The 20,634-nt window shown below is 67.6% G+C and carries 20 protein-coding genes; 11 read left to right on the top strand and 9 right to left on the bottom strand.

Features of this window, described 5'->3' with window-relative positions:
- Position 1: 1 nt before the first annotated feature.
- On the bottom strand, positions 2 to 814 hold the full coding sequence (locus tag ACIQ1T_RS02875; protein WP_395942987.1) for an SDR family oxidoreductase: 813 nt from the start codon (positions 812 to 814) through the stop codon (positions 2 to 4).
- A gap of 52 nt (positions 815 to 866) precedes the next feature.
- Positions 867 to 1,265, bottom strand: coding sequence for a heme-binding protein (locus ACIQ1T_RS02870; RefSeq protein WP_395942986.1), 399 nt, complete (start codon positions 1,263 to 1,265; stop codon positions 867 to 869).
- A gap of 118 nt (positions 1,266 to 1,383) precedes the next feature.
- Between ACIQ1T_RS02870 and ACIQ1T_RS02865 the strand changes: the two genes are divergently transcribed.
- Positions 1,384 to 2,268, top strand: a complete 885-nt coding sequence (locus tag ACIQ1T_RS02865; RefSeq protein ID WP_395942985.1) for a LysR family transcriptional regulator — start codon at positions 1,384 to 1,386, stop codon at positions 2,266 to 2,268.
- Here ACIQ1T_RS02865 and murC read toward each other — a convergent pair.
- On the bottom strand, positions 2,265 to 3,665 hold the full coding sequence (gene murC, locus ACIQ1T_RS02860) for a UDP-N-acetylmuramate--L-alanine ligase (protein ID WP_395942983.1): 1,401 nt from the start codon (positions 3,663 to 3,665) through the stop codon (positions 2,265 to 2,267). The genes ACIQ1T_RS02865 and murC overlap by 4 nt on opposite strands.
- A gap of 72 nt (positions 3,666 to 3,737) precedes the next feature.
- Here murC and ACIQ1T_RS02855 point away from each other — a divergent pair, with 72 nt between their 5' ends.
- The 6 genes from ACIQ1T_RS02855 (at position 3,738) to ACIQ1T_RS02830 (ending at position 10,784) form a co-directional block, all read left to right on the top strand.
- Positions 3,738 to 4,313, top strand: a complete 576-nt coding sequence (locus tag ACIQ1T_RS02855) for an isochorismatase family protein (protein ID WP_395942982.1) — start codon at positions 3,738 to 3,740, stop codon at positions 4,311 to 4,313.
- On the top strand, positions 4,310 to 5,143 hold the full coding sequence (locus ACIQ1T_RS02850; protein ID WP_395942980.1) for an LD-carboxypeptidase: 834 nt from the start codon (positions 4,310 to 4,312) through the stop codon (positions 5,141 to 5,143). The genes ACIQ1T_RS02855 and ACIQ1T_RS02850 overlap by 4 nt, the downstream gene beginning before the upstream one ends.
- 269 nt (positions 5,144 to 5,412) lie before the next feature.
- Positions 5,413 to 7,278 carry a DNA primase gene (gene dnaG / locus ACIQ1T_RS02845; RefSeq protein ID WP_395942979.1) on the top strand — a complete coding sequence of 622 codons (1,866 nt, stop codon included), beginning with the start codon at positions 5,413 to 5,415 and terminating at the stop codon, positions 7,276 to 7,278.
- A 45-nt stretch (positions 7,279 to 7,323) separates the two neighbouring features.
- Positions 7,324 to 7,569 (top strand): hypothetical protein, encoded by a 246-nt coding sequence (locus ACIQ1T_RS02840; protein ID WP_395942978.1) that lies wholly within the window; start codon positions 7,324 to 7,326, stop codon positions 7,567 to 7,569.
- A 426-nt stretch (positions 7,570 to 7,995) separates the two neighbouring features.
- Positions 7,996 to 9,942 carry an RNA polymerase sigma factor RpoD gene (gene rpoD / locus ACIQ1T_RS02835; protein WP_395942976.1) on the top strand — a complete coding sequence of 649 codons (1,947 nt, stop codon included), beginning with the start codon at positions 7,996 to 7,998 and terminating at the stop codon, positions 9,940 to 9,942.
- A gap of 98 nt (positions 9,943 to 10,040) precedes the next feature.
- Complete coding sequence (locus ACIQ1T_RS02830; protein WP_395942974.1) at positions 10,041 to 10,784, top strand: extensin family protein; 744 nt, start codon at positions 10,041 to 10,043, stop codon at positions 10,782 to 10,784.
- A 9-nt stretch (positions 10,785 to 10,793) separates the two neighbouring features.
- Here ACIQ1T_RS02830 and ACIQ1T_RS02825 read toward each other — a convergent pair whose 3' ends face one another.
- The 5 genes from ACIQ1T_RS02825 to ACIQ1T_RS02805 form a co-directional block, all read right to left on the bottom strand.
- Complete coding sequence (locus ACIQ1T_RS02825) at positions 10,794 to 12,731, bottom strand: ATP-binding protein (protein ID WP_395942973.1); 1,938 nt, start codon at positions 12,729 to 12,731, stop codon at positions 10,794 to 10,796.
- Between the two features lie 105 nt (positions 12,732 to 12,836).
- Complete coding sequence (locus ACIQ1T_RS02820; RefSeq protein ID WP_395942971.1) at positions 12,837 to 13,184, bottom strand: DUF1428 domain-containing protein; 348 nt, start codon at positions 13,182 to 13,184, stop codon at positions 12,837 to 12,839.
- 27 nt (positions 13,185 to 13,211) lie between these two features.
- Entirely contained in the window at positions 13,212 to 13,637 is a 426-nt protein-coding gene (locus ACIQ1T_RS02815; RefSeq protein ID WP_395942970.1) for a VOC family protein, read from the bottom strand.
- A gap of 11 nt (positions 13,638 to 13,648) precedes the next feature.
- Positions 13,649 to 14,104 carry an SRPBCC family protein gene (locus tag ACIQ1T_RS02810; protein WP_395942968.1) on the bottom strand — a complete coding sequence of 152 codons (456 nt, stop codon included), beginning with the start codon at positions 14,102 to 14,104 and terminating at the stop codon, positions 13,649 to 13,651.
- A gap of 14 nt (positions 14,105 to 14,118) precedes the next feature.
- Positions 14,119 to 14,565, bottom strand: a complete 447-nt coding sequence (locus ACIQ1T_RS02805) for a VOC family protein (protein ID WP_395942966.1) — start codon at positions 14,563 to 14,565, stop codon at positions 14,119 to 14,121.
- Between the two features lie 59 nt (positions 14,566 to 14,624).
- Here ACIQ1T_RS02805 and ACIQ1T_RS02800 point away from each other — a divergent pair, with 59 nt between their 5' ends.
- Positions 14,625 to 15,314, top strand: coding sequence for a winged helix-turn-helix transcriptional regulator (locus ACIQ1T_RS02800; protein ID WP_395942965.1), 690 nt, complete (start codon positions 14,625 to 14,627; stop codon positions 15,312 to 15,314).
- A gap of 97 nt (positions 15,315 to 15,411) precedes the next feature.
- Positions 15,412 to 17,292, top strand: a complete 1,881-nt coding sequence (locus tag ACIQ1T_RS02795) for a methyl-accepting chemotaxis protein (protein WP_395943111.1) — start codon at positions 15,412 to 15,414, stop codon at positions 17,290 to 17,292.
- Between the two features lie 22 nt (positions 17,293 to 17,314).
- Here the strand turns inward: ACIQ1T_RS02795 and ACIQ1T_RS02790 are convergent, their stop codons facing one another.
- On the bottom strand, positions 17,315 to 17,524 hold the full coding sequence (locus ACIQ1T_RS02790; RefSeq protein ID WP_395942964.1) for a flagellar basal body rod C-terminal domain-containing protein: 210 nt from the start codon (positions 17,522 to 17,524) through the stop codon (positions 17,315 to 17,317).
- A 164-nt stretch (positions 17,525 to 17,688) separates the two neighbouring features.
- Here ACIQ1T_RS02790 and ACIQ1T_RS02785 point away from each other — a divergent pair, with 164 nt between their 5' ends.
- Together ACIQ1T_RS02785 and ACIQ1T_RS02780 are read left to right on the top strand one after the other, a co-directional pair.
- Positions 17,689 to 18,441, top strand: coding sequence for an SDR family NAD(P)-dependent oxidoreductase (locus ACIQ1T_RS02785; RefSeq protein WP_395942963.1), 753 nt, complete (start codon positions 17,689 to 17,691; stop codon positions 18,439 to 18,441).
- Positions 18,442 to 18,694: 253 nt separating this feature from the next.
- Positions 18,695 to 20,596, top strand: a complete 1,902-nt coding sequence (locus ACIQ1T_RS02780) for a DEAD/DEAH box helicase (protein ID WP_395942962.1) — start codon at positions 18,695 to 18,697, stop codon at positions 20,594 to 20,596.
- Positions 20,597 to 20,634: the final 38 nt, after the last annotated feature.

The following is a 20,634-nucleotide window of genomic DNA, read 5'->3' as shown; positions in this document are numbered from 1 at the left end:
ATCAGATCCGGTTGTCCCAGGCCGTGATCTGGTGCGCCTTCAGCATGTCCTCGGTCGCCTGGGGCACCACGTTGCGGAACTTGCCGGTGTCGGCGGGGACGATCTCGATCATCCGGTCGATCATTTCCTGGGCGTCCAGATGGCCGTCCGGGGCCGACAGGAAGCCGTCGAACTCGGCGCGCAGGGCGGCGCGCTGGGTGATGTTCTTCGTATCGTCCAGCCAGCGGAACGGCGTGTCGGCCATGGTCTCGTTATAGCCGGTGTAGAAGGCGCCGGGGTTGATGGTCTGGACCTTGATGCCGTGGGCGGCCAGTTCCAGTTGCATGGCCTCGGCCACCGATTCCAGCGCGTGCTTCGTCGAGACATAGACGCCCCAGTTGGCCGGGGTGAACAGGCCGCCCATCGAGGAGGTGAAGACCACCTTGCCCTTCACCCCGGCGTCGATCCATTTGCGGACCACCTTCTGGGTCAGGTCCAGCGGCAGGAAGACATTGACCTCGTAGTTGCGGCGAACCAGGTCCAGCGGGATTTCGAACACCGGGCCGGCCTCGCCGACGCCGGCGTTGTTCCAGAGGATGTCGAAGTCCCAGGTCAGGGCGTAGGCGACGTCGTGGGCGTCGAACAGGTCCAGCTTCTCGACCCGCAGGTTCGGCAGGCCCAGGGCCTTGGCCTTTTCACGCAGGGGGGTGACGTGGGGCGAGAACTGCACGGTGGCGATGACGTCGTGGCCGGCCTGGGCCATGCCGATGGCGGCGGCCTCGGCGAAGCCGGAACCGGCGCCGGTGATCAGGATGGTCTTCTTTGCGGTGGTCATGGTCTTGGTCCTTTGGGTTGGGTTGGGTTGGGTTGGTGGTGGTGGTTGGAAGTCAGTGGGCGAGGGCGGCGGCGGCGGCCGCGGCGATCCGGGCGTCCTGAGCCGGGCTGCCGCCGGACACGCCGACCGCGCCGATCAGCGCTCCGTCGAGGGTCAGGGGCGCGCCGCCGGGGAAGGTCATCAGCCCGCCATTGCTCAGCTCCAGGCCGGGGGCCGGGGCGCCGGGCTTGCAGTAGTCCCAGACGGCCTCGCTGGTGATGCCGAACAGGACCGAGGTCCGGGCCTTGCCCAGGGCCACGTCGATCGAGCCGAGCACGGCGCCGTCCATGCCGATGAAGCCCTTGAGATGGGCGCCGGCGTCCAGCACGGCGATCTGGGCCTGGACGCCGATTTCGGTCGCCTTGGCCTCGGCTGCGGCGAGGATCGTCTGGGCCTGGGGTAGTGTGATCATGGTCCTTCTCCTGTCTGATCCGGCGAGGGGCCGCTCGGCTTCGAGAGGAGGTTTGCGCTTTTCGAGCGATAAGGATTAGATCAGGAATATTCCGATCAATGCTGAGTCAGATTTATCAATGCGCACGACGGACCTGTCTGAACTGGCGGCCTTCGATGCCGTGGCCCGGCACAGGAGTTTTCGGCGCGCGGGCGAGGAGAGGGGCGTCACCGCCTCGGCTGTCAGCCACGCCGTCAGCAATCTGGAGGCGCGGGTCGGCATCCGATTGCTGAACCGGACGACGCGCAGCGTGTCCCTGACCGACGCCGGGGCCATGCTGCTGGCGCGGGTGTCGCCGGCCTTCGGCGATATCGGCCTGGCCATGGACGGCCTGAACCAGTTTCGCGACACCCCCTTCGGCAAGGTGCGGATCAATGCGCCCAGCTCCATCGCCCCCTTCGTGCTGGGGCCGTTCCTGGGCGCGGTGATCAAGGCCAATCCCCGTCTGGAGCTGGAGATCGTCACCACGGACCGGCTGGTGGACATAGTGGAAGAGGGGTTCGACGCGGGCATTCGTCTGGGCGAGAGCCTGCGCGACGGCATGACGGCGGTGAAGATCAATCCTCGGCTGAGGTTCGCCGTGGTCGGGGCGCCCGCCTATTTCACCCGCCGGCCCATTCCGCGAATCCCCGCCGATCTGCAGGGCCATGTCTGTCTGCAGAACCTCTACCCCTCGGGCGTGCGCTATCCGTGGGAGTTCACCAAGGACGGGCGGACGGTGGAGTTCCAGCCGACGGGGCCGGTGTCGTCGGACGACCACGACCTGCTGCTGCGCGCTGCGCTGGACGGCGTCGGTCTGGCCTATGTCTGGGAAGACCGGGCCGAGGCCCATGTCCGGGACGGCCGGTTGATCCGTTGTCTGGACAGCTGGTGCGCGCCCGAGGACTGGCTCTACCTCTATTATCCGACCCGGAAATACATCTCGGCCGGGCTGCGCGCGGTGATAGAGGCGATGCGGGCCTAGCGCGCCGCCAGCCGTTCCAGCAACTCCGCCGCGAAGCTGGACAGGGTGTCGTCGCGGGCGCCCATGACGATGATCCGGTCGCCGGGCCGGGCGATCTCGACGATCCGGTCGCCGCAGTCGGCGCGGGTGGGCAGGGCCTCGGCCGTGCGACCGGCGGCGCGGACGCCCGAGGCGATGTCCTCGGAGCCGACGCTGCGGTCGGTGGTGCCGCCGTAATAGACGGGCTCGGGCATCAGCAGGACGTCGTTCTCGCGCATCAGGCCGGCGAAACCCTGAATGAATTCGGACTTCATCAGCTTGAGGGGGCCGAAGCCGTGCGGCTGGAACAGGATCAGCAGCCGGCCGTCGAAGGCGTGCAGGGTCTTCAGCGTCGCGGCGATCTTGTCCGGGTTATGGGCGAAGTCGTCGATGACCGTGATACCGTTCGCGGTCCCGACCACCTCCATCCGGCGGCGGATGCCGGCGAAGCCTTCCAGCGCCCTGACCGCCTCAGCCGTAGGCACGCCCAGGACCTTGACCGCGCCGAGCGCCGCCAGGGCGTTGGCGACATTGTGGGCGCCGGGCACGTTCAGCACGGCGTCGTATTCGGTCCAGCCGTCGATCAGGCGGAACTTCATCCCGGTCGGCAGGGGCTGCAGATCGTGGGCGGACAGGTCGGCCTTTTCCTCGCCCAGGGCGAAGGTGATGGCTTTTCCTGCGGGCAGGGTCTGGGCCAGCGCCGCCGTCTCGGGATTGTCGAGGTTCAGGATGGCCGTCGTGGCGCGGGCGGTGAAGCCGCCGAACAGGTCGCGCAGTTCCTCCATCGACTTGTGGTCCAGCGAGATGTTGGAGACCACGGCGACGGTCGGGTCATAGCGGGCGATGGAGCCGTCGCTCTCGTCCACCTCGGCCACGAACAGGTCGGGGCCGCCGATCAGGGCGCTGGCGAAGGGGTGGTCGGCGTCGGCGAAATTCTTCATCACGGCGCCGTTCATGACGGTGGGCGCGCGGCCTGTCTGGTGCAGGATCCAGGCGATCATGCCGGTGATGGTGGACTTGCCGCTGGTGCCGGCGACGCCGACCGAGGTCGGGGCGGCGTTGAAGATCTCGCTGAGCAGTTGGGGCCGGGTCTTGATGGTCGCCCCGACGCGTTTGGCTGCGCCGATGTCCGGCACCGTGTCCTCGACGGCGCCGGTGGCGATCACCGTCTGGTCGGCGCGGGTGACGCCCGAGCCGTCCTGGGGGTGCAGGGTCACGCCGTGAGCGCGCAGCCAGTCGAACTTCTCGGGCGTGCGGCCCTGGTCCAGGGCGCGGTCCGAGCCCTCGATGGCGACGCCGCGCGCCTGGACGATCATGGCCAGGGGCAGCATGCCGGATCCGCCGATGCCGCAGAAGAAGTAGGAGGCGCTGTCGGTCATGGTGCGATAGGAAGGGCCGTCGCGCCCGACGGCGGCGCGCGTTGGTGCAAATTGATTCCGTCAGGAGACGTCGTGGCCCTGGAACTCGATCCCCGCAAGACCGCATTGGTGATGATCGACCTGCAGAAGGGGATACTGTCGGCCGACCGTTTCCCTCACGCCGTCGAGGATGTGGTCGAACGCAACCTGGCCCTGGCCCGCGCCCTGAAGGCCAAGGGCGGGCGGATCGTGCCGGTGCGGGTCGATTTCGGGCCGAACGGCGAACTGGCGCCCAAGGGGGCGATCGACGCGGCGCACCTGGGCGAACTGCCCGCCGATTTCGCCGAGCTGCGGCCCGAGGTTCTGGCGCTGGAGCCGGACCTGATCGTGACCAAGCACCAGTGGGGCGCCTTCCATGGCACAGACCTGGACCTGTATCTGCGCCGGCTGGGGATCGAGACCGTTCTCGTCGCCGGGGTGGCGACCAATATGGGCGTTGAATCGACGGTCCGCGAAGGCTGGTCGCTGGGCTACGGCATGGTGGTGGTTGAAAACGCCTGCAGCACCTTCTCGGCCGAGTGGCACGAATTCTCGATCACCCAGATCCTGCCGCGCATCTCGCGCGTCCGTTCGACGGCCGAGGTGCTGGCGGCGCTGGAGGCGGCGTGAAGAACGGGTTCAAGATCGGAATCGTCTGCGCCAGCTCGCGCTTCTCGAAGGAGCGGGCGGATCAGGTCAATGACTGGATGGCGCAGCACCATCCGGACGGCGATGTGGCGGTGGTCTTCCATCCCGCCTGTTTTCTGAAACACGGTCATTTCGCCGGCGACGACCGGGCCCGCGCCGACGCCTTCGTCGAGTTCGCCAATGATCCGAGGCTGGACGCCATCTGGTTCGCGCGCGGCGGTTACGGTTCGTGCCGGATCGCCGAGTCGGTCATTCCCCGGCTGGACGCCGTGGCGCGCAAGAAACGCTATATGGGCTATTCCGACGCGGGCAGCCTGCTGGCCGGGATGTACAGGGCCGGGTTCGAGCATCTGGCGCACGGGCCGATGGCGTCGGATTCGGTGCGACACGACGAGACGGCCAAGGGGGCTTTGTCCTGGCTGACGACCGGGCGCACCGACTGGATCGAACCGTCCCTGGCCGAAGACCCGCGCCCGGCCGCCGCCTTCAATCTGACCATCATCGACCAGCTGGTCGGCACGGTGCTGGAGCCCGATCTGAGCGGCCATGTCCTGATGCTGGAAGAGGTGTCCGAGGCCGCCTACCGCGTGGACCGGATGATGTTTCATTTGACAGGTCAGGAATCCATTCGACGTGTGGCTGGTATTCGCCTGGGGCGTGTTTCCGATGTCACGCCAAACGATCCCGATTTCGGCCAGAGTCCGGAGGAGATCGTTCGCTACTGGTGCCTGAGGTCGGGCATACCCTACCTCGGAACCGCCGATATCGGGCATGACGGCGCCAACAAGGTGGTGCCCTTCGGTCGTCGGTGATCGGATCGTTGCGCGGCGAAAAGGACACAGTCTCGCCTTGATCAGCAGCGGCGCCGCATCCGGCCTATCGACAGCACAACCATCTGGACGTCAGATGCAGGTCCGCGAGGCGTTAGGACTTCGTTAAGCCAAGGCGTTGGGGGACGCTGCGGTTTACGCCTCAAGCGATGCGGCGGTTCGTTCGGACCTCGGGGGATGCCCGAGCGAACCGCCTGATCCTTCTCCACCGATCATCGACGTGACGGGCCGCAGGGCTTAAGGATCGCCGGGTGCGTTTCGACGAAAGATTCATCGATGAACTGAAGGCCCGCCTTCGCCCGTCCGACGTGATCGGGCGGACGGTGAAGCTCAAGCGTCAGGGCCGGGAATATGTCGGCCTGTCGCCCTTCTCGAAGGAGAAGTCGCCGTCCTTCTTCGTCAACGACGACAAGGGTTTCTTCCACGACTTCTCGTCCGGGAAACACGGGGACATCATCTCCTTCCTGCAGGAGACCGAGCGGCTCAGCTTCGTCGAGGCGGTGCAGAGGCTCGCCGGCGAGGCCGGGATGCAACTGCCGGCCGAGGATCCCAAGGAGGCCGAACGCGAGCAGAAACGGCTGGGTCTGTCGGAATGGATGGACCTGGCCCAGAAATGGTTCGCCGCCAATCTGCGCCGCACGCCCGGCAAGGCGGCCCGAGAATATCTGGAAAAGCGCGGTCTGCCCGAGGATCAGTGGGAGCGGTTCGGCCTGGGCTATGCGCCGAACGACCGCGAGGGGCTGAAACAGGCCCTGATCCAGCGCGGGGCGCGGCCGGCCGATCTGGTCGACGCCGGACTGCTGATCTCGCCGGAGAGCGGCGGCCAGCCCTACGACCGGTTCCGCGACCGGCTGATGTTCCCGATCCTGGATGCGCGGGGGCGGATCGTCAGCTTCGGCGGCCGGGCCATGAACCCCGACGACAGGGCCAAATATCTGAACGGGCCGGAGAGCCCGCTCTTCCACAAGGGCGCGACCCTCTACGGCCTGCCCGAGGCGCGGCGGATCCTGGGGGCGGAATCCAAGAACGACCAGGCCATCATCGTGGTCGAAGGCTATATGGACGTCATCGCCTGCCAGCGCGCGGGCCTGCCGGCCGTGGCGCCGATGGGCACGGCCCTGACCGAGGAACAGATGGAACGGCTGTGGCGGATCTCGTCCGAGCCGGTGCTCTGTTTCGACGGGGACGCGGCCGGGCTGCGCGCCGCCTATCGCGCCATCGAACGGTCCCTGCCCCTGCTGAAGGCCGGTCGGTCGTTCCGGTTCAGCCTGCTCAGCGGCGGGCAGGACCCCGACGACATCCTGCGCGACAAGGGGGCGCCGGCCCTGCGCCAGGCCCTGGCCGACACCCACGGCTTCGCCGAGGTTCTGTTCCGCCGCGAACAGGACGCCGAGCCGCTGGACACGCCCGAGCGCAAGGCCGGATTCAAGGCGCGGCTGCGCAACACCGCCTCGGCCATCCAGGACAAGGATCTGGCGGAACAGTATCGCCGCGACCTGTTCGAGCGGTTCGACGCCCTGTTCCCCCGTGCGCCCGCGCGGGCGCCGTGGCAGCCGGGGCAGGGCGGGCGGGGCCGTTTCGGCCCGCCGCCGAAACTGGGCCAGACGGTCGAGGGGGCGCAGGCCATGCAGTCCCTGTCGCGCGCCGTCAGCCCGGTCGCCGCCGCCCTGGCCTACGCCGCCATCGACGACATCGAACGGCTGGACGACCATCTGGAAGAGGTCAGCGTCCAGGGCTTCGGCGACGCCGCCCTGGAGGGGTTGGCCCAGGAGCTGGTGCGGCTGCGGCTGTCGGGTCAGCCGTCCGACGCGGCGGTGGTGCGCCATCGTCTGCGCGATTCCGGCTTCGATCCCCTGTTGAAGGAGATCGAGAAGGCCGCCTCCAAGTCCGGCGCCAGCTTCCTGTCGGCCGAACTGCCCATAGCCGAGGCGCGGGCCCACTGGCTGAAGGTGTTCGGCCTGATGACCCATCTCGCGGCCCTGTCCCGCGCCATGGAGAGCGCCAAACAGGACCTGAGCCAGGGCACGGGGATCGAGGCCCTGGTGCGGCTGAAGGCCGAACGCGACGCCATCACCCGCTCCTTCGCCGCGCCCGATTTCTGGACGACCCTGGGTTAAGGCGCGCCGACTGGCGGTCTGCGCGATCTGGAGTAATCTCGGATCATGGACGGTTCCCAGCCTGTCAGGATCACGCGCGACGGCGACCATCAGGTCATCCACCTGCCGAGCGGCGTCTCCGCTCCGGCCGGCGCGGTGGTGCGTCAGGAAGGCGGGCGGCTGATCATTGAGGCGGCCGGGCCGCAGATGGGATCGGTCGAACGGCTTCTAGCCGTGTTGGCGACGATGGAGCCTATCGACGAAGAGATCGGCGAGATTGACGATCCTCTTCCCGAGCCGGTCGATCTTTAAACAGTAGATGCTGATCGTAGGTTCGCGAGTTCTCGCGCGTGCCGGGTCAGCGCGTCGAAAACTGGTTGCGCGGCGATTGATGCGACCACGCCTTGACTCTGCCGCGTAGCGACGCCATCTGGCCTGATCGGATCATGACGCCTTAGCGCGCGAGGTCGAGAAGGCGGCGGCAAAGCCCGGCTCGCCATTCCTGGTCGCAAATGCGCCCCTCGCCGCGGCAAGGGTCCGATGGTCGCAGGCGCTTCGTGCGCCCGGCAAGACGAAGGGTTCCGCCGACTTAACTGTCGCGCGGGCGATGTTTCGTCATGCGACCGACGCTGGAAAGATTTGGGAAGACAGAGCGAGCGCGTAACCTTACGGCTCGACAGGCATTATATTTTCGCCGGGGCGGATTGATCACCCCCTCCGGATGGAGACTGACTGACTATGAATGCACAGACCGAAACGCAGGACGCCGAGGTTTCGACCGACGGGCCCCTGCTCGATCTGACCGACGCCGGCGTCAAGAAGTTCATCAAGCAGGCGAAAGCCCGCGGCTATGTGACGATGGAGGAACTGAACAAGGTCCTGCCGTCGGAAGAGGTGACCCCCGACGCGATCGAGGACACCCTGGCCATGCTGTCGGAGATGGGCGTCAATGTCGTCGAGGCCGAGGAGGACGCGCAGGAGCAGCAGTCCACCGACGTCGCCGCCGCCGCCTCCACCGGCGTGGCCGAGGCGCCCGCCAAGGCCGCCTATGACCGCACCGACGACCCCGTGCGGATGTATCTGCGCGAGATGGGCTCGGTCGAGCTGCTGAGCCGCGAGGGCGAAATCGCCATCGCCAAGCGGATCGAGGCCGGCCGCGACGCCATGATCTCGGGTCTGTGCGAAAGCGCCCTGACCTTCGAGGCCATCATGGTGTGGCGTGACGAGCTGGAGAACAACCGCATCCTGCTGCGCGAGGTCATCGACCTCGACGCCACCTATGGCGTTCTGAACCCCTCCTCCCTGCCGGGCGCCGCCCAGCCGGAGAGCGAAGAGGAAGAAGAGGCCGAGGAAAAGCCGGCCGCCGAAGACAAGCCCGAGTCGGACGATGACGACGAGGACGACTTCGACGACGGCGGCGGCATGTCGATCTCGGCGCTGGAAGCCGAGCTGCGCGACGGGGTGATGGAGGTGCTGAACCTCATCGCCGCCGATTTCGGCGAGTTCCGCGGCCTGCAGGACAAGCTGGTGCAGACCCGCCTGAAGGGCGAGGTTCTGAGCGCCAAGGACGAGAAGGCCTATCGCACCCTGACGACGGCTATTTCGGACCGTCTGAAGACGATGAAGCTGAACAACAACCGTATCGAGGCCCTGGTCGAGCAGCTGTATGCGATCAACAAGCGGCTGATCGGTCTGGAAGGCCGTCTGCTGCGCCTGGCGGACAGCTACGGCATCTCGCGTCCCGAATTCCTCAAGGCCTATTTCGGCGCCGAGCTGGATCCGACCTGGACCGACCGGATCAAGGAACAGGGCGTGCGCTGGACCAAGTTCAGCGACAACGAAGCCAGCCAGATCGCCACCATCCGCGCCGACGTCGCGGCCGTGGCCCTGGAGGCCGGCCTGCCGATCGACGACTATCGCCGCATCGTCCAGACCGTGCAGAAGGGCGAGCGCGAGGCCCGTCAGGCCAAGAAGGAAATGGTCGAGGCTAACCTGCGCCTCGTGATCTCCATCGCCAAGAAATACACCAACCGCGGCCTGCAGTTCCTGGACCTGATCCAGGAGGGCAACATCGGCCTGATGAAGGCGGTCGACAAGTTCGAGTACCGTCGCGGCTACAAGTTCTCGACCTACGCCACCTGGTGGATCCGTCAGGCGATCACCCGTTCGATCGCCGACCAGGCGCGCACCATCCGCATCCCGGTGCACATGATCGAGACGATCAACAAGATCGTCCGCACATCGCGCCAGATGCTGCACGAGATCGGCCGCGAGCCGACTCCGGAAGAACTGGCCGAGAAACTGGCCATGCCGCTGGAGAAGGTGCGCAAGGTCCTGAAGATCGCCAAGGAGCCGATCTCGCTGGAAACCCCGATCGGGGACGAGGAAGACAGCCACCTGGGCGACTTCATCGAGGACAAGAACGCCGTCCTGCCCATCGACGCCGCCATCCAGTCGAACCTGCGCGAGACCACGACCCGCGTGCTGGCCTCGCTGACGCCGCGCGAGGAGCGGGTTCTGCGGATGCGCTTCGGCATCGGCATGAACACCGACCACACCCTGGAAGAGGTCGGCCAGCAGTTCTCGGTGACGCGCGAGCGGATCCGTCAGATCGAGGCCAAGGCGCTGCGCAAGCTGAAACACCCGTCGCGGTCGCGGAAGCTGCGGTCCTTCCTGGACAGCTGAGATCGAACGAAGGGCGGCTCGCAGGAGCCGCCCTTTTTCGTTGCGCGCTCGCCGTCTCGTGATGCGGCGACAGGGCGAATTCGACTAGCGTCCCGGCGATGCGTGTCTCCGTTCGTACGTCCCTGATCGTCGTGTCCCTGTTGCTGGCCGGCTGCGGCCGGATGTTGCCGGACTTCGCGCCGCCGCCGTCGACGACCTATCCCTATCCGACCTCCCGACCCGAAGCGCCCCTGGTGGGGGCGTTGATCGACCTGCCGATCAATGGCGGGACCCGGGCGGCGGTGGTGCGCGAGGGGGCGGACCTGGGCCAGTGCATGGCGCAACTGACGGCGGCGCGGGTGCGCTTCAGTCCGGTGCCGGATCGACAGAACACGGCGACCTGCGGTCTTAGCCGGGGCGGGGCCCTGGGGGCGGACCTGGGCACGGTGGCGCGGCTGGCGCCGGGCGATGTCGAGATGACCTGTCAGACGGCCCTGGCCCTGAGCATCTGGCGGCGGCAGTCGCTGGAGCCGGCGGCGCGCGAGATCCTGGGCTCGGACGTGGTCCAGATCGACCACATGGGCGCCTACGCCTGTCGCAATGTGAACAACGGCGTCGGCTCGAACCGGATCAGCGCCCATTCGCAGGCGGCGGCCCTAGACTTCGCCGGGGTGCGGCTGAGGGACGGGCGGCGCATCAGCGTGACCGCCGACTGGTCCGGCGATGCGCCCGAGGCCCGTTTCCTGCGCCGTATCCGCGACGACGCCTGCCGGGTGTTCGGCACGGTGCTGAGCCCCGACTACAACGCCGTCCACCACGACCACCTGCACCTCGAGGCGACCGATACGCGGTTCTGCCGGTAGAGGGCGCCCTCACGCCACGGCGCGTTCGTCCTCGACGGCGTCGCGACGGCCGGCGGTCTCCAGGGCCGAGATCAGGGCGCGGATATCGATGGGCTTGGCCACGACGGCGTCCATGCCGCTGGCCAGGCATTCGTCGCGCTGGTGCGGCATGGCGTTGGCGGTCAAGGCGATGATGGGGATGGGGGGCAGGCCCTGGGCCGCCTCGCGTTCGCGGATGGCGCGGGTGGCCCCGAAACCGTCCAGGACGGGCATCTGCATATCCATCAGGATCACGTCCCAGGCGCCGTTCAGCCAGGCCTCGACCGCCTGGGCGCCGTTCTCGACGATGGTCGGTTCGATGCCGAACTGGCCCAGCAGGGTGGCCAGGACCAAACGGTTGATGGCGTTGTCCTCGGCGGCCAGGACGCGCAGGGCGGCGCCGGTCTCGACGGCGTCCGACGGCGCGGGGCCGTCGCTCTCGACGGCGTCGCCGAGCCAGGGCAGGGGCAGGGACAGGGTGAAGCGCGAGCCTTCGCCCGGGCGGCTGTCGACGACGATCCGGCCCTGCATAAGTTCGACCAGCTCGTGGACGATCGACAGGCCCAGGCCCGTGCCGCCGAACTGGCGGGTGGTCGAGGCGTCGGCCTGGGCGAAGGGGCGGAAGATCCGGGCCATCACCTCGGGCGTCATGCCGGATCCTGTGTCGGAGACCGACAGGATCAGGGCGTCGCCGTCGCGTCGCGCGGCGATGTCGATGCGGCCGGACGGCGTGAACTTCAGGCTGTTCGACACCAGATTGCCCAGGATCTGGCGCAGCCGGGTCGGGTCGCCGCGATACAGACCGGCGGCCTGGTCGACGTCGGCGGTCAGGGCCAGGCCGTTGTCCTCGGCCACATGGGCGTAGGTGGCCTGGATGCTGTCCAGCAAGGCGGCCAGATCGAAGGGAACGCTCTCCATCTCCATCTTGCCGGCCTCGACCTTGGACAGGTCGAGAATGTCGTTGAGGATGGTCAGCAGGGCCGCGCCGGATTCCGCGATGACGTTCAGCCGCTCGCGCTGGGCGTCGGGCAGGGGGTCGGCCTGCATGGCCTGGGTCATGCCCAGGATGCCGTTCATCGGGGTGCGGATCTCGTGGCTCATCACCGCGAGGAACTGGGACTTGGCCTGGTTGGCGGCCTCGGCCCGTTCGGCGAGGCGGCGCATTTCGGTGACGTCCCAATTGGCGCCGACCAGGCGGTCCGCCGCGCCGTTCACGCCGCGCTGCAGACTGCCGAAACCCTTGATGTGACGGATCTCGCCGTCCGAACGGCGGATGCGGAATTCGGTGTCGAGATGGGCGCCGTTCAGGGCGGCGGCGATGTTCTGGCCCAGGGCCGCGCGATCCTCTTCCAGGATGAAGTCATGGAAGAAGGCGAAGTCCAGACGCTCGGGTTCCGGCGTCAGGAACAGGTCGTACATCTCCGGCGACCAGGACAGGGCGTCGGTCGCCTGGTCCCATTCCCATATGCCGATCTGGGCGGCGCGTGTCGCCAGGGTGGCGCGTTCGGCCAGTTTCAGCCGCTCGGCCTCGGCGGCCTTGCGGGCGGCGATGTCCTGGACGTGCGAGATGAAATAGGCGGGTTCGCCGTCAGCGTCGCGCACGAGTGAGACGGTGCGTTTGGCCCAGGCGACGCCGCCGTCCTTGCGGAGGTAGCGTTTCTCGATCTCGTAGGAGGGGATATGGCCTGACCTCAGCTGGTCGAACAGGGCCAGGTCCGCATCCAGATCCTCGGGATGGGTCACGTCGCGAAAATTGACGGCCGCCAGTTCGTCCCGGCGATAGCCGAGGAAGCGGCGCAGCGCCGCGTTTCCGTCCACCCAGACGCCGTCCGGCCTGAACACCGCAGTGCCGATGGGCGAATGTTCCAGCGCGCGGCAGAACTGCGCCGGGTCAAAGGGCGCGAGGTCTGTCGTCTGAAACGCCGGCATGTCTGGTCTCGCCCAAATGGAGAACCAGCGTTACCGTATCGAGTCTTGAAGCGGGGTGAACGGAATGAATCGCAGCTAAGCAGTTTGCCGTCCATTCCCGCCGGGTCAGATCTGGTAGAGGGTCTCGAAGCCGCCGACGATCATCCGCTTTCCGTCGAACGGCATCCCCAGGGCCTCGAAGCGCGGATCCTCCATCATCGCCTTTTCGGCCGCATCGGCGGTCGGGCGGTCCGGCCAGAGGATCCAGGAGAAGACGACCGTCTCGCCCGGCTCCAGCTTCACCGCCATCTTGAAATCGGTCAGCTTGCCGTCACGGACGTCGGCGCCCCAGTTCTCGAACACCGCAACGGCGCCCAGTTCCTTGAACAGGGGACCGGCCGCCTGGGCCGACTTCAGATAGGCGTCCTTGTCCGCGTCCTTCACCGGGATCACGAAACCGCTCACATAGGTCATGGTCGTCTCCTCTTCGGGTCGGACGGCTCAGGCGGCCGCGGTCTTGGGGTTGGTGTTGATCATCCAGGGCGTGCCGAAGCGGTCGATCGTCATGCCGAAGGCCGGGGACCAGAAGGTCGGGCCGAAGGGCGCCTTGATCTTTCCACCCTCGGCCAGGGCTTCGAAGACCCGCTGGGCCTCGGCCGGATCGTCGGTGTGGAAGCCGACGCTGAAGCCGCCGACGGGCTCCAGATATTCAGGCGGGCAGTCGCTGCCCATCAGGGCCTGATCGCCGATCTGCAGCCAGGCGTGGACGATCTTGTCAGGCCGTTCGGCGGCCCAGGCGTTCTGGGCCTCCGGCGGCATGTCGGCGTTGGACATCATGGCCGTGATCTCGCCGCCGAAGATACGGGCGTAGGTCTCGAAGGCCTCGCGGCAATCGCCGTCGAACACCAGGCAGTTGGTCAGCTGCACGGCCGTCCTCCTCAGCTGTTCTCGGCCAGTTCGGCCAGCTGGTCGGCGACGGCGCCCCAGCCCTGTTCGAAGCCCATCGCCTTGTGGCTTTCGACGGCCTTGGCGTCCCAGTGGCGGGCGATGGCGGTGTAACGCGTGCCGTCGCCCTCGGGTTCGAACAGGTCGATGCGGACGAAGTTCATGTCGCCGGCCTGGGGGATCCAGCCCTCGGTCAGGGCGCCGGTGGAGACCAGTCGGCGGCCCGGTTCGACATCCAGGAAGACGCCCGCGTAGGGGAAGCGTTCGCCCTCGGGCGACTGCATCTCGACATTCGCCCGGCCGCCGACCTTCAGCTCCCAGTCAACGACGGGCGTGGTCCAGGGACGGGGGCAGAACCATTCGCCGGTTCGTTCGACATAGACCTTCCAGACGGTGTCGGGGGACGCCTTGATCAGGCGGCTGACGCTCAGTTCGTGAAGTGCGGACATGATCGGACTCCGTCTCAGGCCGGGGTCATTTCGTTGGCGGCGAAGGCTTCCGGGCCGGCGGCGACGGCGGCCGGGTCCATCCACATGACTTCCCAGATATGGCCGTCCGGATCCTCGTAGCCGCGGCAGTACATGAAGCCGTGGTCCTGGATCGGATTGGGATCGATGACGACGCCCATGGCCCCGGCCTTGGCCGTCACGGCGTCGACGGCGGCGCGGCTGTCCTGCGACAGGCACAGGGCGAACTGGGCCGAGACCCGGGCGTCGGGGATCTGGCGGTCGGTGAAGGTTCGCCACTTGTCGTGGGTCAGCAGCATGACGTGGATCACGTCCGAGATCACCATACAGGCGGCGGTCTCGTCGCTGAACACGGGGTTTTGCGCCGCGCCGACGGCTTCATAGAAGGCGATGGAACGGTCGAGGTCGGCGACGGGCAGATTGATGAAGATCAGCTGGCTCATGGGTGTTTTCCTCTCCTCTTGTTTGCCAACCGTGCCTCGAGTGATTATGATAGTCAACCATGAAGTTAGAAAAAGTAACTGACCGGTCTGGGCGCAAATATCATGACGCCTGCGGGGCGGCGCACGGGCTGGATCTGGTCGGCGAACGCTGGGCCCTGCTGGTCATTCGCGAACTGATGATGGGGCCACGCCGGTTCGGCGACCTGAGGAAGGACCTGTGCGGCCTGTCGGCCAATGTCCTGACCCAGAGGCTGGAGGGTCTGGAGGCGTCGGGCATAGTGCGGCGTCGCAAACTGCCGCCGCCGGCGTCGGTCCAGGTCTATGAGTTGACCGACTGGGGCTATGAGATCGAGCCGGTCTTCATTCTTCTGGGCGGGTGGGCGGCGCGGTCGCCGGCGCATGACCCGACCCTGCCGATCAGCGCGGTGTCGATCATGCTGTCGTTCAAGACCATGTTCGACGCGCGCCGGGCTGGGGATGCGGCCATGACCCTGGGCTTCGTCTTCGGCGAGGACGTGTTCCGGGTGTCGATCGCGGGCGGGCGGCTGGAGCCGCGACGCGGCGGGATCGAGGATGTCGACGTAACCGTGGTCACTCAACCCCCGCTGGTGGCGGCGGCGGTCTATGGCAAGGTCCCGCCACAGGCTCTGGCGGCGGACGGCGGGATGGAGGTTCGAGGCGACGCGGGGGTTTTCGCCCGTTTCATCGACTTCTTTGATCTGCCTCAAAAGGCGTCGATGGAAGCTTGACCTTAGAGGCTTGGTAACAACTGTGGCTTAGCACCCCGATCGTTAGTTGCGTTGGGGAACGATCTTGCTCAAGTCGGTGTCCATTTCCATCAAGCTCATGATCGCCCTCGGGGCCATGATGAGCGCCTGCGGCGTGGCGACCATGGTCGTCCTGTTCAGTCTCGTCAGTCTGCAGCGCGCCGACGGCGACGAGCGGGAGGCGCGCCAGATCAGCTATGCGGCGGACCACGCCCTGGCGGCGGCGGTCGAACAGCAGAACGCCCTGCGTGGTTTCGTGGCGACCGGTTCGGACGAGTTCCTCGGCAAGTACGAGGCGCCGCGCGCCGCCTATGGCGAGGCGGTCGAGGCGCTGGACGCCCATGATGTCGATGGCCGCTACGGCGCGCAGCAGCAGGCGCTGGAAGCAGCGGGCGCGGCCTTCCACCAGCAGGCCCAGGGGCTGATCGCGCTGGCCCGCGATCCGGCTACGCGGCCGCAGGCCCAGGCGCAACTGGCCCTGACCGCGCGCCTGGCAGACATCCGGCAGGCCGTGAAAAGCGTGGACGATGCGGCCAACCTCGTGTCGGTCGACAAGAATGCGGCCAAGGGTTCGGCCTTCCAATGGGGCTATGCGGCCCTGGTGATCGGCGGCGTCCTGGCCCTGCTGGTGGCCGCCGCGATGACGGTCTGGATGGTGCGGGCGCTGAGTCTGCCCATCGTCGCCATGACCAAGGCCATGGACCGGCTGGCGGCCGGCGACCTGAAGATCTCCGTGCCCGCCCAAGGGCGCGGCGACGAGATCGGCCGCATGGCCCAGGCCCTGGGCGCCTTCCGCGACAATGCGGTGGAGAAGGTGCGGCTTGAGGCCGAGGGCGCGGCCCAGCGCGAGGCGGCGGAGGTCGAACATCGCGCCAACGAGGCCGAGAAGGCGCGTATCGCCGAAGAGGATCGCGTGGCGGTGGCCGCCCTGGCCGAGGGCCTGTCAGCCATGTCGAACGGCGATCTGACCCACCGGTTCACCGCCGAGGTCGCGCCGCGCGCCGAGCAGCTGAAGACTGACTTCAACACCGCCATAACCCAGCTGCAGCAGGCGGTGTCGGTGGTGGTCGGCAATGTCTCGGGCATTCTGTCGGGCGCCGGCGAGATCAGCCAGGCCGCCGACGACCTGTCGCGCCGCACCGAACAACAGGCCGCCAGCCTGGAAGAGACCGCCGCCGCCCTGGATCAGATCACCGCCACGGTGAACAAGACCGCCTCGGGCGCGCGTCAGGCCTCGGACGTGGTCCAGTTCGCCAAGGGGGATGCGGAAACCTCGGGCGTGGTCGTGCGCGATGCGGTCCAGGCCATGCGCGCCATCGAGCAGTCGTCGACCCAGATCAACCAGATCATCGGCGTCATCGACGAGATCGCCTTCCAGACCAATCTGCTGGCCCTGAACGCCGGCGTCGAGGCCGCCCGGGCGGGCGAGGCCGGCCGCGGCTTTGCCGTGGTCGCCTCCGAGGTGCGGGCCCTGGCCCAGCGGTCGGCGGGCGCCGCAAAGGAGATCAAGACCCTGATCTCGGCCTCGACCACCCAGGTCGGCTCGGGCGTGAAACTGGTCGGCGAGACCGGCGAGGCCCTGCAGCGGATCGTGGACCGGGTGGCGGAGATCGACGGCCTGGTCAGCGAGATCGCCGCCTCCGCCCAGGAACAGGCGATCGGCCTGGCCGAGGTCAATACGGCGGTGAACCAGATGGATCAGGTCACGCAACAGAATGCTGCGATGGTCGAACAGTCGACCGCCGCCAGCCACTCCCTGGCCCAGGAGGCCGACGCGCTTCAGGCCTCGGTGGCGCGGTTCCGCGTCGGCGAGATCAGGTCGGCCCAGCCCGTTCCGGCTCCCGAGGGGCGGCCCGCGCCGAGCCCGGCGCCCCATATGGCGGCGGCGCTGAAGAGCATCGGTCGCGGCGGCGCCGCGCCCCGGATCGAGAGCCTGTCGGAAGGCTGGGAAGAATTCTGAGGCGGCTGCGGACGCGCGACCGCTAGGCCAGCATGTCCAGCAGGGCGCCGGTCATCTCGTCGGCGGTCCGCACCACGGCGGCGTTGGCGCTGAAGGCGGTCCTGGCCTGGAGCCGCTCCACCGTTTCCTCGGCGAGAGTGTCGAGCGGCGCGGTCGCGGTGCGGCGGGCGCTGGTCTCGAAGCGCGACTGGGCGCTCATCATTCCGGCGGCGCCGATGGACAGGGCCTGCATCCTGCTACTCCCGAGGGGACATTCGCTGTCCGCCCAAGTGAAGCCTGCGGCGTCAACGCGGGTGAAACAAACAGGGTGAACGATGAAATGTGCTCATGCGGGTTACATATCCGCCCGCTCGAGCCATATCCGGTCCACGCCCATTCGTAGAAGGAGACCGGCGCATGTCACTCAAGGATCAGGCCATCATCGTCACCGGTGGAGCCAGCGGGATCGGTCATGCGGCGGCGCTGGAACTGGCGCGACAGGGGGCGAACCTGATTGTCGCCGACTTCGACATCGACGGCGCCCAGAAGGCGGCGGCCGAGGCCGAGGCGCTCGGGGTCAAGGCCTTCGCCTTCAAGGTCGACGTGTCCGATCCGGCGGCGGTCGAGGCCATGGTCGATTTCGCGGTCGAGAAGCTGGGAACCCTGACGGGCGTGTTCAACAACGCCGGCATCTCCAAGGTCCAGTCCCTGCTGGAGATGGATCCCGCCTCCTATCGTCGGGTGATCGAGGTCGACCAGTTCAGCGTCTATTACGGCCTCTATTACGGCGCGCGGAAGATGGTCGAACTGGGCGTGAAGGGGGTGATCGTCAACACCGCCTCCATCTACGGCTCGGTCGCGGCCAAGGGCAGTTTCAACTATAACGCCGCCAAGGCCGCCGTCATCGCCATGACCCGCTCTGGCGCGCTGGAACTGGCGGAGCACGGCATCCGCGTCGCGGCCGTGGCCCCGGGCTTCATCGACACTCCGATGATGAAGAATGTGCCGGACGAGGCGCGCGCCGCCCTAGCCGCACAGCACGTCACCAACAAGCTGATCGCGCCCGAGAAGGTGGCCAGCGTCGTCGCCTTCCTGTTCAGCGACGCAGCTGACGCCGTGAACGGGTCCACGGTCGCCGCAGACGACGGTTTCCTAGCCTTCAAGGTTTGATCGGGTAAGAACCGATCGGCAAGGTTTGATCGGGTAAAAACCGATCGGCAAGGTCTGATCGGGTAAGAACCGATCGGGCGAGGGCCTGACCCGAGGTCGTTTTTGCGGGGCGGACGCGCGGTAACGACGTTTTCCGCCCCACGCGCGCCTTTATCCGTGTATAGAGCGGCCATCATTCGCCCGGCCTGAGGTCTGTCCTCGGCCGGGCGCGGTCGTTTCGGCGACCGCCCTTGTCCGTTTGCCCAGGTAGCCGATGCCCTTTCCCGCCGTCCATCCCGCGCTCGACCGCGCCCTGATCAACAAGGGCTATGCCGAACCCACCCCGGTTCAGGCCGCCGTCCTGGAAGGCGAGCACGCGGATCGCGACCTGCTGGTCTCGGCCCAGACCGGTTCGGGCAAGACCGTCGCCTTCGGCCTGGCCGCCGCTCCGACCCTGCTGGGCGACAAGCCGATCTTCGGCCCCGGCGCCGCGCCCCTGTGCCTGGCCATCGCCCCGACGCGGGAACTGGCCATGCAGGTCGCGGCCGAGCTGGCCTGGCTTTACGCCGACTCCGGCGCCAAGATCGCCACCTGCGTCGGCGGCATGGACGCACGTCGTGAAGCGCGCGCCCTGAGCTTCGGCGTCCATATCGTCGTCGGCACGCCCGGCCGCCTGAAGGACCATATCGACCGGGGCAACCTGGACCTGTCCGCCCTGAAGGTCGCTGTCCTCGACGAGGCCGACGAGATGCTGGACATGGGCTTCCGCGAGGACCTGGAGTTCATCCTGGACCAGGCGCCGGCCGACCGTCGCACCCTGCTGTTCTCGGCCACCATCGCGCGCGAGATCGCGACCCTGGCCAAGCGCTACCAGAAGGATGCGGTGCGTATCGACGCCACCGACAAGACGCGCCAGCACGCCGATATCGAATACCGCGCCTATCGCATCGCCCCGAACGAGATCGAACACGCGGTGGTCAACACCCTGCGCTGGTACGAGGCGCCGCGCGCCATGGTCTTCTGCTCGACGCGCGACAGCGTGCGTCACCTGCAGTCGTCGCTGCTGGAACGCGGCTTCTCGACCGTCAGCCTGTCGGGCGAAATGGGTCAGCGCGAGCGGACCGACGCGCTTCAGTCGCTGCGTGACGGCCGCGCCCGCGTCTGCGTCGCCACCGACGTCGCCGCGCGCGGTCTGGACCTGCCCGACCTGGGTCTGGTCATCCACGCCGAACTGCCGATGAACCGCGCCGGCCTGCTGCACCGTTCGGGCCGGACCGGCCGGGCCGGCAAGAAGGGCGTCTCCGTCATGCTGGTGCCGCACTCGCGCCGCCGCAAGGCCGAGCGGCTGATGGACGAGGCCGGCGTCGACGCCGTCTGGTCCGGCGCCCCGACCTTCGACGAGATCCGCAAGGCCGACGACGGCCGTCTGCTGTCGCCGGAATTCTTCGAGGCCGACGTGTCCGACGAGGACATGATCGTCGCCAAGCGGATGATCGCCGAACGCACCCCGGACGAGATCGCCGCCGCCCTGGTGCGTCTGCTCCGCAAGGAACAGCCGGCGCCGGAAGAACTGTCCGATCCGGGCGCCGACCGTGGCCCCGCCAAGCGCGATCGCCTGGTTCGCAACGACGACGGCACCGCCGCCCAGCCGTGGCCGGGCGAGCGCCTGGGCGCCGACGACGTGGTCTGGTTCCGCCTGGACGTGGGCCGCAACAAGAACGCCGATCCCAAGTGGCTGATCCCGCTGATCTGCCGCATCGGCGGCATCACCAAGCCCCAGATCGGCGCCATCCGCACCTTCCCGGACGAGACCCGGTTCGAAATCGCCAAGACCCATGAGAAGGCCTTCCGCGAGGCCGTCGCCGCCTCCAAGGACGAGGTGAAGATCACCCCGTCGGAAGCCCCGACGCCGGGCTCGATGAAGGCCGGCCGTTTCGCCGGCAAGCCGAACCGCGAAGAGGGCGGCGAGCGTCCGTTCAAGAAGACCCCCTACAAGCGCGCCGACGGCGGCGAGGGCGACGCCCGTCCGCCGTTCAAGAAGAAGCCCTGGGCCCCGAAGGCCGACGGCGGCGCTCCGCGCTCGAACGCGGCGGGCGACAAGCCCTTCGCCAAGAAGCCGTTCAAGGCCAAGCCGGGCTTCAAGAAGGACGGCTTCAAGGGCAAGCCGAAGGGCTGAGACTTCAATAGACGTTCGTCATCCTCGCCCTTGTGGCG

It is taken from the genome of Brevundimonas sp., assembly GCF_044336875.1.
Lineage (GTDB): Bacteria > Pseudomonadota > Alphaproteobacteria > Caulobacterales > Caulobacteraceae > Brevundimonas.
Note: the sequence above shows the minus strand (reverse complement) of the source record. Positions and strands in the feature narration are given on the sequence as shown.

Bases quoted from the DNA above. Each gene is read 5' to 3' on its own strand.
- ACIQ1T_RS02785 (WP_395942963.1), top strand. From the start codon at position 17,689: ATGTCACTCAAGGATCAGGCCATCATCGTCACCGGTGGAGCCAGCGGG.
- ACIQ1T_RS02805 (WP_395942966.1), bottom strand. From the start codon at position 14,565: ATGAGCCAGCTGATCTTCATCAATCTGCCCGTCGCCGACCTCGACCGT.
- ACIQ1T_RS02825 (WP_395942973.1), bottom strand. From the start codon at position 12,731: ATGCCGGCGTTTCAGACGACAGACCTCGCGCCCTTTGACCCGGCGCAG.
- ACIQ1T_RS02820 (WP_395942971.1), bottom strand. From the start codon at position 13,184: ATGACCTATGTGAGCGGTTTCGTGATCCCGGTGAAGGACGCGGACAAG.
- ACIQ1T_RS02800 (WP_395942965.1), top strand. From the start codon at position 14,625: ATGAAGTTAGAAAAAGTAACTGACCGGTCTGGGCGCAAATATCATGAC.
- murC (WP_395942983.1), bottom strand. From the start codon at position 3,665: ATGACCGACAGCGCCTCCTACTTCTTCTGCGGCATCGGCGGATCCGGC.
- ACIQ1T_RS02865 (WP_395942985.1), top strand. From the start codon at position 1,384: ATGCGCACGACGGACCTGTCTGAACTGGCGGCCTTCGATGCCGTGGCC.
- ACIQ1T_RS02795 (WP_395943111.1), top strand. From the start codon at position 15,412: ATGATCGCCCTCGGGGCCATGATGAGCGCCTGCGGCGTGGCGACCATG.
- ACIQ1T_RS02870 (WP_395942986.1), bottom strand. From the start codon at position 1,265: ATGATCACACTACCCCAGGCCCAGACGATCCTCGCCGCAGCCGAGGCC.
- ACIQ1T_RS02780 (WP_395942962.1), top strand. From the start codon at position 18,695: ATGCCCTTTCCCGCCGTCCATCCCGCGCTCGACCGCGCCCTGATCAAC.
- ACIQ1T_RS02875 (WP_395942987.1), bottom strand. From the start codon at position 814: ATGACCACCGCAAAGAAGACCATCCTGATCACCGGCGCCGGTTCCGGC.
- ACIQ1T_RS02790 (WP_395942964.1), bottom strand. From the start codon at position 17,524: ATGCAGGCCCTGTCCATCGGCGCCGCCGGAATGATGAGCGCCCAGTCG.
- rpoD (WP_395942976.1), top strand. From the start codon at position 7,996: ATGAATGCACAGACCGAAACGCAGGACGCCGAGGTTTCGACCGACGGG.
- ACIQ1T_RS02840 (WP_395942978.1), top strand. From the start codon at position 7,324: ATGGACGGTTCCCAGCCTGTCAGGATCACGCGCGACGGCGACCATCAG.
- ACIQ1T_RS02830 (WP_395942974.1), top strand. From the start codon at position 10,041: ATGCGTGTCTCCGTTCGTACGTCCCTGATCGTCGTGTCCCTGTTGCTG.
- ACIQ1T_RS02810 (WP_395942968.1), bottom strand. From the start codon at position 14,104: ATGTCCGCACTTCACGAACTGAGCGTCAGCCGCCTGATCAAGGCGTCC.